The organism is Halomonas sp. I1, from assembly GCF_032334135.1.
Classification (GTDB): Bacteria; Pseudomonadota; Gammaproteobacteria; order Pseudomonadales; family Halomonadaceae; genus Halomonas.
The window spans coordinates 68871-79960 of sequence record NZ_JAVXUS010000003.1 but is presented as its reverse complement, the minus strand read 5'-3'; the positions used below and the strand labels follow the sequence as shown (position 1 = coordinate 79960).

Annotated in this window: 10 protein-coding genes and 2 tRNA genes; 8 read left to right on the top strand and 4 right to left on the bottom strand. The window is 60.7% G+C overall.

Annotated elements, in window-relative coordinates; translation table 11 throughout:
• Window positions 1–64: 64 nt before the first annotated feature.
• The gene (locus RSO41_RS05825) at window positions 65–202 is read right to left on the bottom strand and encodes a hypothetical protein (protein ID WP_315618131.1); all 138 of its coding nucleotides are present in this window, start codon (window positions 200–202) and stop codon (window positions 65–67) included.
• A 1060-nt stretch (window positions 203–1262) separates the two neighbouring features.
• On the opposite strand from RSO41_RS05825, the gene RSO41_RS05820 reads away from it, so the two are divergent.
• A complete protein-coding gene (locus tag RSO41_RS05820; RefSeq protein ID WP_315618130.1) occupies window positions 1263–1826 on the top strand; it encodes a hypothetical protein in 564 nt (187 codons plus the stop codon).
• Window positions 1827–2165: 339 nt separating this feature from the next.
• On the top strand, window positions 2166–2729 hold the full coding sequence (locus tag RSO41_RS05815) for a hypothetical protein (RefSeq protein ID WP_315618129.1): 564 nt from the start codon (window positions 2166–2168) through the stop codon (window positions 2727–2729).
• 9 nt (window positions 2730–2738) lie between these two features.
• Here RSO41_RS05815 and RSO41_RS05810 read toward each other — a convergent pair whose 3' ends face one another.
• Window positions 2739–3320 carry a helix-turn-helix transcriptional regulator gene (locus tag RSO41_RS05810; RefSeq protein WP_315618128.1) on the bottom strand — a complete coding sequence of 194 codons (582 nt, stop codon included), beginning with the start codon at window positions 3318–3320 and terminating at the stop codon, window positions 2739–2741.
• A gap of 258 nt (window positions 3321–3578) precedes the next feature.
• Between RSO41_RS05810 and gltX the strand changes: the two genes are divergently transcribed.
• The 3 genes from gltX (at window position 3579) to RSO41_RS05795 (ending at window position 5399) form a co-directional block, all read left to right on the top strand.
• A complete protein-coding gene (gltX, locus tag RSO41_RS05805; RefSeq protein WP_315618127.1) occupies window positions 3579–5057 on the top strand; it encodes a glutamate--tRNA ligase in 1479 nt (492 codons plus the stop codon).
• 167 nt (window positions 5058–5224) lie between these two features.
• Window positions 5225–5300 (top strand) — tRNA-Ala (locus RSO41_RS05800).
• Window positions 5301–5323: 23 nt separating this feature from the next.
• A tRNA-Glu gene (locus RSO41_RS05795) sits at window positions 5324–5399 on the top strand.
• A gap of 448 nt (window positions 5400–5847) precedes the next feature.
• Here RSO41_RS05795 and RSO41_RS05790 read toward each other — a convergent pair.
• Together RSO41_RS05790 and gltA are read right to left on the bottom strand one after the other, a co-directional pair.
• Window positions 5848–6732 carry an NAD(P)-dependent oxidoreductase gene (locus RSO41_RS05790; RefSeq protein WP_315618126.1) on the bottom strand — a complete coding sequence of 295 codons (885 nt, stop codon included), beginning with the start codon at window positions 6730–6732 and terminating at the stop codon, window positions 5848–5850.
• A gap of 114 nt (window positions 6733–6846) precedes the next feature.
• Complete coding sequence (gltA, locus tag RSO41_RS05785) at window positions 6847–8133, bottom strand: citrate synthase (protein WP_315618125.1); 1287 nt, start codon at window positions 8131–8133, stop codon at window positions 6847–6849.
• 455 nt (window positions 8134–8588) lie between these two features.
• Here gltA and sdhC point away from each other — a divergent pair, with 455 nt between their 5' ends.
• The 3 genes from sdhC to sdhA are packed head-to-tail and all read left to right on the top strand — an operon-like array spanning window position 8589 to window position 11083.
• Window positions 8589–8966, top strand: coding sequence for a succinate dehydrogenase, cytochrome b556 subunit (sdhC, locus tag RSO41_RS05780; protein ID WP_315618124.1), 378 nt, complete (start codon window positions 8589–8591; stop codon window positions 8964–8966).
• Window positions 8960–9307 carry a succinate dehydrogenase, hydrophobic membrane anchor protein gene (gene sdhD / locus RSO41_RS05775; protein ID WP_315618123.1) on the top strand — a complete coding sequence of 116 codons (348 nt, stop codon included), beginning with the start codon at window positions 8960–8962 and terminating at the stop codon, window positions 9305–9307. Before sdhC ends, sdhD begins: the two co-directional genes overlap by 7 nt.
• A gap of 3 nt (window positions 9308–9310) precedes the next feature.
• Entirely contained in the window at window positions 9311–11083 is a 1773-nt protein-coding gene (sdhA, locus tag RSO41_RS05770; protein ID WP_275286955.1) for a succinate dehydrogenase flavoprotein subunit, read from the top strand.
• The last annotated feature ends 7 nt before the right edge of the window (window positions 11084–11090 follow it).

Genomic DNA, 11090 nt, shown 5'->3' with positions numbered 1-11090 from the left:
GGATGTGACGCCCACAGCATGCGACGCACACGGAGTGCGCCGCCGCCAAGGACGGCATGTCGCGTCACGCCTTCCGCAGCAGCTCCTCGATCAAATCCGCCGCCTCCCTGGCAGCGCGGTCGTATGGCCGATGACGCAGCCGCTCGACGATCTGCTCGGGCGTGAGGGTGCGGGGTGGGTATGTGCGGGGCTGGGTGGGCATGGCGTCATTCTCCTTGGGCCTACGGCCAGCATAGCGTCATGCCTTGAGGTGTGCAGCGCAAGCTGATGACGTGGAGTGAATGCGGAGTGTACCAGCAGTGTACCAAGCCCTCTTGAAGCCCAGTTCACATGGGGTTTGTCGTCCAGTCCATCATCGGTGCGACACTGAACCGACGGGCCGCGGAAAGAGAATCGTTTGTCGACATAGCCGTTCGTTAACCTTTGTGATGGAGCTCGTCCGATCACAGTGAGACTCGTACCACTTGATATCGGTCCTGGTGTACCAGGTTTTCGTGAAGCCCGTTGTCGACAGGCCGGAGGTACATCACTGCCGGTATTTCGGAAGCGCGGTGACTGATGGCGGGTATTGTACGAAAGAAGGGCGATTCGGCATAGACAAGGGCGTCTCGTGTGAGTGTAGAGCGCTTTTTATGCCTGAGAGGCTGGGGGAGGGCTGAAGCCTCAACGAGAGTCGGGTATGAGATGACATGCCGGCCGCATCGAGCGGCTTTCCGATGCGTGGGACTGCGGTGGTGAGTCGTTGCTGGGTGGCCACGATGACATGGCAGGCATGGAACCTTCTTGTGCTTATAAGGTCGTTGAAGTAGCGTGGTGAGTCCTGGTATGTACTCGAGTGCCTCCACCGGCTGATGAGTCTGTCTATGCGCCGCTTCCTTGCTATCTGTCTGGCATTCCTGGCCTTCGGGGCCATGTTGCCGACGTCGGCAGCGGGCGCGGAAGGCATATCGGCATCAGGCAAGACGCAGGCGGCCTTTTCGTGGGATAGCCTCAACCCCGAGGCGATACTGACGGATGCCCACGATGGGGATCTCGACGAGCCTCCTGCTCCCGTCTTTACTGCGTCGTGGGCTGTCTCGGCAACGGGTCAGGTTTCTCCCTCGGCGAGAGATGGCCTGCGGCGGCGAACGTCCCAGTCCATCCGGGCGCCGCCACGCTACCTCTGAAGGTTTCTTTCCGACAATCGGGCTCGTCATGAGCCGTTTTCGAGAATGCGCCGCGCTCCGGTAGATGCCAGTGCGGACTCTTCAGAGGTTTGCCAAATGAAATTCTTGCCCTTGTCACGACTCGATATCGCCGATCATCTGGTCACCCCACAGGAATTCTTCGATATCGAAGGACACTCGCCGGCACTGAGCCTGATGATGGACTTCCGTCAGCATCGTCCCCGTGCGATCAGTGCCTCGACGCCGGCCCTCTGGGCTTCCGACCTGATGGAGACCCAACAGGTGGATTGCAAGCTGGTGGTCGATCATCAGCGGGAGTTCATCGGATTGCTGTCCCGGGAGCGCCTTTCGGAACAGAACCTGATCGCCGCCCAGACGACTCTCGGTATCGGGCGCGCGAGTTTGACCGCTGCCGATCTGATGCTGACCCGCTCGGCCATGCCGGCACTCGACTATGAGGATCTGGAAAACGCTACGGTAGCGGATCTGGTGGCGACCCTGCGTGAAGCAGGCGAGCCCTATTGCCTGGTGCGGGACAGTGCACATCGACAGATTCGCGGGTTGATTACCGTGCGTGAACTGTCGACCCGCCTGCATCAGCAGGTACCCCTCAAGTCCAAGACGTCAGTGCTCACGATGCTGAATACGCTTGACCATTAACCTGGCAATCCAATAGATCGTCCTGATCTATTGGATTGTCGCCCGCACCACGCTGGCGAAGATGCGTGGATCTTCTGGTGTGGCGCGGGCTTGCGCCGGCCTGACGGCCGGCGGCGGCACGTCCCTGTGCCGCGATTCACTCGACATAAAAGCTTGCCGGGTTAATGGCTCATTTCGCGTCGTGTGGGTGGGCCTTTTCCGGCCCGCTTTCGAGATCGTGTCGACCGTCCGCAGCAAGATTGGCACGGACCTGCAGCGTCGTGGCCTTCATCAATGTGTCGGAAGGGGCGGGGGTGGAGTGCTACTCTGGCAGTTCATCCCGGGTTCGAGGAAGCGTGCATGAAAGGATGGCGTCGAGTCGTGGCGGGCATCATGCTGTCGTTGCTGGCAGGTTGTGGCAACGGCGAAGAACAGGGCAACGAGTCTGGTGAACGCCTCGGTGGGGTTGCGCAGCCCGAGGAAAACAGCACGACAGCTGCCGTCGAGCCAGAGCCCTTCGATCAGGATGTCGCTTTTAGCGCATCGATACGACTGGATGAGGCGAGTCGCCTGATGGTCGAGGGGACAACCAACCTGCCGCCGGACACCCGGTTGCGGGTGATCGCGGAACGGGATGCCAGTGGCGTGAGCTGGCGGGAAAGTGTCGTGGTTGAAGAGGGCGGTTTTGTTGCAGGCCCCTTCGGGCCGGGAAGCGGTCTTCCGGAAGGTGCTTACCGCGTTCGCGTGACGATGCCGCCCGTCAGTGTTCAGCCAGCATCCGTCAAGGCACGGCTGGGACAGAAAGGGGAACACCTTGGCGGACCTCGGGTCGTGACAACTGAGCATGGTCAGGGGCAGGTCGTCGAGATGCAGTGGCCTCTGCGTATCACACCTGGCGGTGTCGAGATGGCTCCCATGGAATGAGTCGGCATGTCACACGGAATGGCGCCGCCAGAGCGCGACCAGCTTTCCCAGAAGGCGGTCGGGAGACAGTGGCGTCTCGGGGTGTCGGTCATCCTGAGCCTGGCCGAGCAATTTCCCTTGAGCGTTCCGGTAGACGTGCCGAATCGCCAACTGGTCGTCGAGCTCGATGAGGTAGAGCCCCGGTTGCTCGAAGTCCGTGACGGGGAGAATCCCGGCCAGGTCTTCCGGGCCCAGAAAATCGAAGTCGGACCCCGGAGCGGGGGAAACCAGATGGCACCCCTCGTGAGCCGTGTGTGCGGAACGCAATGCGTTGCCCCCGAACCTGTCGGCTTCCCAGGGTAGCGGATGTGAGCGTTGGGCGGTGAGGGCTTCGGGCCGGGGGCTTTCCTTACTGCCGTCCAGCAAGGCGGAAAGGGGGCACCCCAGTGCCCTGGCCAGGGCGACCAGGCGTTCGTGTCCGATCTGCTTGATAGTGCCGGACTCCCAATAGGATATGGTGACGTCGGAGACACCGACTCGGCGAGCCAGGGCAGCCTTGTTGAGTTGGGCCTCCATCCGCAGTTGCTTGATTCGTGGACCGAGAGTATCCATGTGAGCGTCCTGTCTATGGGCTGAGGGAGGGGCATCCTCCGTGATCCGCTTGAACTGTGCAATAACGTGCATCAACGCTGCAACCACTGGTTGGAAAAATGCCAATGTGCTCGTGAGCGAATGCCGGGGGAGGCGCCGCTGCCCTTTGTCAGGGGGGGCGGACCCGAATCCCCCTGCGGATGTGCTGTCGGGTGGGTATAATGCGGCCAATTGCCCTGATGCCAGGGTCTCTTTTTCATCGATCGGACCTAGGACGACATGACCGTACGTACTCGTATCGCGCCGTCTCCCACCGGGGATCCCCATGTGGGTACGGCTTATATTGCCCTGTTCAACCTGTGCTTCGCTCGTCAGCACGGTGGTCAGTTCATCCTGCGCATCGAAGATACCGACCGTCTGCGCTCTACTGCCGAGTCCGAGCAGATGATACTCGACTCCCTTCGCTGGCTTGGGCTCGAGTGGGATGAAGGGCCGGATGTAGGCGGGCCTCATGGGCCCTATCGCCAGAGTGAGCGCGGCGATATCTATGCCGAGTATGCTCGGCAGTTGCTCGACGCCGGCCATGCCTTCAAGTGTTATCGCACCAGCGAAGAGCTCGATGCGTTGCGAGAGGAGCGCAAGGCTGCTGGCCTGCACCTGGCCTTGAAGCCCGATGACCTGGCCTTGCCCGAGGAAGAGGTGGCGCGTCGCGAGCGTGAGGGATGGCCGCATGTGGTGCGTATGAAGGTGCCGGCCGTCGGGACCTGTGTGGTCGAGGACATGCTGCGTGGCACCATCGAGGTGGACTGGGCGCAGGTGGATGCGCAGATCCTTCTCAAGTCGGATGGCATGCCGACCTATCATCTGGCCAACGTGGTCGATGACCATCTGATGGGCATCACGCATGTATTGCGTGGTGAAGAGTGGATCAATTCCGCCCCGAAGCATCAACTGCTCTATGAGTATTTCGGGTGGCCGATGCCGGCACTGTGCCACATGCCGCTGTTGCGTAACCCGGACAAGTCCAAGCTTTCCAAGCGCAAGAATCCTACGTCGATCAACTATTATCGGCGCATGGGCTTTCTGCCGCAGGCGGTGGCCAACTACCTGGGTCGCATGGGCTGGTCGATGCCCGACGAGCGGGAAAAATTCACCCTCGACGAGATGATGGCCCATTTCGATATCCAGCGCGTCTCGTTGGGTGGGCCGGTCTTCGACCTGCAGAAGTTGACCTGGCTCAACGGGCTCTATATTCGTGAGGATCTCGATGATGATGCGCTGCTGGAAGCGCTGAAGGAATGGGCCTTCAACGAGTCCTATGTGCGCGAGATCCTGCCGCAGGTACGCCCGAGGGTCGAGACACTCTCCGAGGTGATGCCTCTCGCGGGGCACTTCTTCTCGGGGCTGCCGGCTATCGACGAGCAAAGCTTCGGCCAGGTCAAACTCGAGCGCGAGCCCTTGCTCAAGCTGTTGCAGTTCCTGGTCTGGCGTTTCGAGGGCGTGCCGACCTGGAACAAGGAAGCTCTGCTCGGTGAAGTGAAGGCCTTGTCTGCTCATTTCGAGCTCAAGATGAAAGACTTCCTGGCGCCGGTCTTCATCGCCATCACCGGCTCACCATCGAGTACCTCGGTCATGGATGCCATGGCCATCCTGGGGTCCGACATGACCCGGGCTCGCCTGCGCCACGCTATCGAGGTGCTGGGCGGTGTCTCCAAGAAGCAGACCAAGCGCTTCGAGAAAGCGTATAGAGAGCTGTAAGACGCGGCTGCGCCGCTTGAAGCTTGAAGAAGGAAGAATGGCGCTTCGCGCCTCGAAGAGGGAGAAAGGGCTCCAGTCTTCCCTCTTCCTTCTTCGTCCTTCCCTCTGAAAAACTATTGACGAAGGGGCGGGTTGTGAGTACTATACGTCCCGTCTTCACGAGATGTGGGGCCTTAGCTCAGCTGGGAGAGCGCAACACTGGCAGTGTTGAGGTCAGCGGTTCGATCCCGCTAGGCTCCACCACCATCTCGCTTCGAAGTCGATGCGTCCCATTCGTCTAGTGGTCCAGGACACCGCCCTTTCACGGCGGTAACAGGGGTTCGAACCCCCTATGGGACGCCACTCCTATTTCTCCTTTCATCCTGCGTGATGTCTTCCTTTCGCCATCGATTGATGAGCGGTCTTGTCGTAGGCATGCCGTACCGGTATCGATTGCCCTGTCATCGGTGCCGTCTTTTGCATGAGCATGCGTCTCACTCGAGGTCGCAAAACCCGTTTTCGGGCTTGACTTGTCCACGTTCCTTGTTCTTTCAGTGTGATAGCCGGCAGTGACCCGCTGCCAGCCCGCGTGGTACCGGGCTTCCTGAGAAATTCTAATAAAATCAGTCGGTTGTTGTTGGGTTAAAAATTGATCAATTTAAGAGCGAGCCGCTGTTCATGGCGATTCAGGGACGTTTTGGAAAGGTTTTGAACAGGGTTATCCACAGAATGTGTGGAAAAGGCTTCAAGGCAAGCGGGCGAGCCAAGCGGGGGCATGGGATGCCCCCTGAGACATGGTTTGAGACACTATTCAGTCGAAGGCGCGCAGTCGTCGCAGCAGGGCGGAGGTATCCCAGCGTCCTCCTCCCATGGCCTGGAGGTCGGCATAGAATTGATCCACCAGGGCGGTGACGGGAAGGCGTGCCTGGAGGTGGCGTGCCTGCTCCAGGCAGATGGCCAGGTCCTTGCGCATCCAGTCGATCGCGAAGCCGTGGTCGTACTCGTCGTCGATCATGGTGCGATGGCGGTTCTCCATCTGCCACGAGCCTGCTGCACCCTGCGAGATAACCTCCATGACCCGGGTTTGGTCGAGCCCGGCCCGTTCGGCGAAGTGCAACCCTTCCGAGAGCCCCTGGATCAGGCCAGCGATACAGACCTGATTGACCATCTTGGTCAGTTGGCCGCTGCCGGCAGGCCCCATCAGGTTGATGGCGCGGGCATAGTGGGCGAGCAAGGGCTCGACCAGAGCGAAGTCGGCGTCGGCACCGCCGCACATGATGGTCAGGGCGCCGTTCTCGGCGCCCTGCTGACCACCGGACACCGGAGCATCGAGAAAGCCAATACCGCGTTCGCGACAGGCCGTGTCGAGGGTTTCCGCCAATCGGGCAGACGCCGTGGTGTGGTCGACCAGCAGGCTACCTGCTTGCATCCCGTGCAGGACGCCATCGTCGCCCAGGGTGACGTGTCGGACATCGTCATCGTTGCCCACGCAGAGCAGTACCAGGTCGGCCTGCTCGGCGGCCTGGCGTGGTGTGGCGTGACGATGGCCGCCGAAGCGTTCGACCCAGGCGTCGGCCTTTGACATCGTGCGATTGTAGACGTGGGCCTCGAGACCGGCCCTGGCCAAGTGACCGGCCATGGGGTAACCCATGACGCCGAGGCCGATGAAGGCGATACGGCTGATTGTCTGGCTCATGTGACACTCCTGGGTTCAGAGGTTGGCGGGGGCTGTCGGGTGGTGTCGGTAACACGAGAAAGGCCACCGCGGGGGTGGCCTTCGATCAGTACGCGTCACGTCCTCGTTGCGGTATCACTTGGTGGGATAGTCGCGCTTGTCGTGGCCCACGTAGAGCTGGCGCGGACGTCCGATCTTGTAGCTGTCGCTGATCATCTCGTGCCAGTGGGAGATCCAGCCGATGGTGCGTGACACCGCGAAGATGACGGTGAACATGTTCTTCGGAATGCCCATGGCCTTGAGGATGATGCCCGAGTAGAAGTCGACGTTCGGATACAGCTTGCGGTCGATGAAGTATTCGTCTTCCAGAGCGATCTGCTCGAGGCGCTTGGCGATCCTGAGCTGTGGGTCGTCGGCGCGGCCAAGTTGTGCCAGTACCTCGTCGCAGGTCTCCTTCATGACCTTGGCGCGTGGGTCGAAGTTGCGGTAGACCCGGTGACCGAAGCCCATCAGCTTGAAGGGGTCGTCCTTGTCCTTGGCGCGATCGACGAAGCGCTGGATGTTCTCTTCGCTTTCGTCGCCGATCTCGTCGAGCATGTTCAGTACCGCCTCATTGGCGCCGCCGTGAGCCGGGCCCCAGAGGGCGGCGATGCCGGCGCTGATGCAGGCGAAGGGGTTGGCACCGGTGGAGCCTGCCAGGCGAACCGTGGACGTGGAGGCATTCTGCTCGTGGTCGGCATGGAGCATGAAGATGCGATCCATGGCCTTGGCGAACACCGGGTTGATCTGGTAGCCCTCGCAGGGGTTGCTGAACATCATGTAGAGGAAATTCTCTGCATAGTTCAGGTCATTGCGAGGATAATTGAAGGGTTGGCCGATGTTGTATTTGTAGGACATCGCCGCGAGCGTCGGCATCTTGGCGATCAGGCGAATGGCGCTGATCTCGCGATCTTCCTGCTTGGTGATGTCCAGATGGTCATGGTAGAAGGCCGCCAGGCCGCCGACCACGCCGCACAGGATCGACATTGGGTGGGCGTCGCGGCGGAAGCCCTTGAAAAAGTTGGCCAGCTGTTCGTGCACCATGGTGTGCGAGGTAACGCGATTCGTGAATGCGTCATACTCGTCCTTGCTCGGCAGCTCGCCGAACATCAGCAGGTAGCAGAGTTCGACGAAGTCGGAATGCTTGGCCAGCTCATCGATGGGGTAGCCACGATGGAGCAGCATGCCCTTGCCGCCATCGATGTAGGTAATGGCGGACTGGCACGAAGAGGTGGCCATGAAGCCGGGATCGTAGGTGAAGAGACCTTCCGAGCCCAGGCCGCGAACGTCGATCACGTCCGGCCCGCGAGTGCCGGAGTAGATCGGCAGTTCGATCGGCTTGTCTAGGCCCTCTACCGTCAAAGTCGCTTTCCTGTCAGCCATGATGGCCTCCTCTACGTGTTCTTGATGAGCCGATAAGTCGCTATCTCGCAGGACTTGCCAGCAAAAAGGTTCGCCCACTATAGAAGCGTCTTCGTGATTGTCAATTGGTCTATCGGCGCCATTAGTGTTACCTATTTGCTTGTGTTGTATGGGGTTTGTACATGAAATGGTGCTTCGCACCATGCATGACGCGGCCTTCGGATGGTCTGTCGGGACGGAGAAGAAGGGGGACTCGAACAGGCGAAATTTTTCGGTTTGACGCCCTTCGTCATGGTCGTTTGGACGAGGGGCGATTTGTCACGAATGGGGCAGGACCCTATAATCTTGTTCCGCGACTGGCAGGAAACGGCAATACGTGACCGCGTCGGTCACGTATTGCCCCTTCCCGAAACCACCGCCCGCTTCGGGGCATGCCCAAGCGCCCAGCGGCGGGCCAAGAGAGTGTGTATAGAGCCGTGAATAGCAAACGACCCGTAAATCTGGATCTGTCCACGATACAGTTCCCCCTTCCCGCCTTGACGTCCATTGCGCATCGCATTACCGGCGTCATTCTCTTCATCGGATTGATCTTCGGCTTCTGGGCGCTGGATGCGTCGCTGTCGTCGGCCGAAGGCTTCGCGACCGTGCAGAATGCTCTGGCCAGCAACTTCCTGGCGAAGCTGATCGCCTGGGGGCTGCTGTCCGCACTGGCTTTCCACTTCGTGGCCGGTATCAAGCACCTGCTGATGGACATCGACATCGGCGTGACCCTCGAGGGTGGCGTCAAGAAGGCGCAGATCACCGTGGTGGTGAGTGCGGTCCTGATCATTCTGGCGGGAGTCTGGGTATGGTAACCAATATCACGAACCTCGGCCGCAGCGGGCTTTCCGACTGGCTCGTGCAGCGTGCCTCGGCCATTGTGTTGGCCCTCTATACACTCTTCATCGTCGGCTACCTGCTGTTTTCCCCGGGGCTGGATTATGCTGCCTGGAGTGGCCTGTTCTCCCAGACCTGGATGCGGATCTTCTCGCTGCTGGCCTTCGTGTCGCTGGCGGCTCATGCCTGGGTCGGTCTGTGGACCGTGACCACCGACTACATCAAGCCGACCGGCATCCGTGTCGCCGCCCAGTCCATCATCATCCTGGCCATCTTCGTGTTCCTGGTCTGGGGCATCCAAGTTCTGTGGGGAGCCTGATCCATGTCCAACATGCGTAGTCTGACATTCGACGCCATCATCATCGGCGGCGGCGGTTCCGGCATGCGGGCCGCCCTTGAGCTGGCTAAGTCCGGCAAGAAGACCGCTGTGCTGTCCAAGGTCTTCCCGACCCGCTCGCACACCGTCTCTGCTCAGGGGGGAATCACCTGCGCCATCGCCTCGGCCGATCCCGAGGATGACTGGCGCTGGCACATGTACGACACCGTCAAGGGCGGCGATTACATCACCGACCAGGAAGCGGCCGAGTACATGTGCTCCGAGGGCCCCAAGGCAGTCTTCGAACTCGAGCACATGGGGCTGCCGTTCTCGCGTTTCGAGAACGGGCGTATCTATCAGCGCCCCTTCGGTGGCCAGTCCAAGGACTTCGGCAAGGGCGGCCAGGCGGCCCGGACCTGTGCGGCGGCCGACCGTACCGGCCATGCGCTGCTGCATACCCTTTACCAGAACAACTTGAAGAACAATACCACCTTCCTCAATGAGTGGTACGCCGTCGACCTGGTCAAGAACGCCAATGGTGACGTGGTGGGCTGCATCGCCATGGACATCGAGACCGGTGAGGTCGTGCATGTCAAGGCCAAGGCTACCGTCCTGGCCACCGGCGGCTCCGGGCGTATCTATTCGTCCACCACCAACGCCTTGATCAATACCGGCGATGGTATCGGTATGGCGCTGCGTGCCGGCATCCCGATGCAGGACATGGAAATGTGGCAGTTCCATCCCACCGGTATCTATGGCGCCGGCGTGCTGGTGACTGAAGGCTGTCGTGGCGAGGGGGGCTATCTGGTCAACAAGGATGGCGAACGCTTCATGGAGCGTTATGCCCCGAATGCCAAGGACCTGGCCGGTCGCGACGTGGTCGCGCGTTCCATGGTCATGGAAATCCTCGAGGGGCGTGGTTGCGGCGAGAACGGCGATCACGTCTACCTCAAGCTGGACCATCTCGGCGAAGAGGTACTCGGCAAGCGTCTGCCGGGCATCGTCGAGCTGTCCAAGACCTTCGCCCACGTGGATCCGGCCAAGGAGCCGATCCCGGTGGTGCCGACCTGCCACTACATGATGGGAGGGGTGGCCACCAACGTGCATGGCCAGGCCATCGCTCAGGATGCCGATGGCAACGACCAGATCGTCAACGGCCTGTATGCCGTGGGCGAGGCAGCGTGCGTCTCCGTGCATGGGGCCAATCGACTGGGCGGCAATTCGCTGCTCGATCTTGTGGTGTTCGGGCGTGCCGCCGGCATGTTCATCGAAAGTGCCCTCAACGAAGGGATCGACTACCTTGCGGCCAGCGATGACGATATCGAGGCCGCCATGCGTCGGATCAATCGCTGGAACGAGTCCGAAGGCGGAGAAACCGTACCCGAGCTCAAGCGTGCCCTGCAGGAGATCATGCAGAGTGATTTCGGTGTCTTCCGTCAGGAGGACAACATGCAGAAGGGCGTTCAGCAGCTGGCCGAGTTGCGCGAGCGGATCGCCAATGCCTATCTGCCGGACAAGTCCAATGCCTTCAACACGGCGCGTGTCGAGGCGCTGGAACTGGATAACCTGATGGAGGTCGCCGAGGCCACCGCCATCGCGGCCCTGGAGCGCAAGGAAAGTCGTGGTGCGCACTCTCGCTACGATTATCCGGATCGCGACGATGCCAACTGGCTCAAGCATTCGATGTACTTCCCGGCAGAGAAGCGCCTGGGGCAGCGCGAGGTCAACTTCGCGCCCAAGACCGTCGACATGTTCGAGCCGAAAGTTCGCACCTACTAAGGGGGAG

Coding starts and splice junctions, on each gene's coding strand:
- RSO41_RS05825 (WP_315618131.1), bottom strand. CDS start 202: ATGCCCACCCAGCCCCGCACATACCCACCCCGCACCCTCACGCCCGAG.
- RSO41_RS05820 (WP_315618130.1), top strand. CDS start 1,263: ATGAAATTCTTGCCCTTGTCACGACTCGATATCGCCGATCATCTGGTC.
- RSO41_RS05815 (WP_315618129.1), top strand. CDS start 2,166: ATGAAAGGATGGCGTCGAGTCGTGGCGGGCATCATGCTGTCGTTGCTG.
- RSO41_RS05810 (WP_315618128.1), bottom strand. CDS start 3,320: ATGGATACTCTCGGTCCACGAATCAAGCAACTGCGGATGGAGGCCCAA.
- gltX (WP_315618127.1), top strand. CDS start 3,579: ATGACCGTACGTACTCGTATCGCGCCGTCTCCCACCGGGGATCCCCAT.
- RSO41_RS05790 (WP_315618126.1), bottom strand. CDS start 6,732: ATGAGCCAGACAATCAGCCGTATCGCCTTCATCGGCCTCGGCGTCATG.
- gltA (WP_315618125.1), bottom strand. CDS start 8,133: ATGGCTGACAGGAAAGCGACTTTGACGGTAGAGGGCCTAGACAAGCCG.
- sdhD (WP_315618123.1), top strand. CDS start 8,960: ATGGTAACCAATATCACGAACCTCGGCCGCAGCGGGCTTTCCGACTGG.
- sdhA (WP_275286955.1), top strand. CDS start 9,311: ATGTCCAACATGCGTAGTCTGACATTCGACGCCATCATCATCGGCGGC.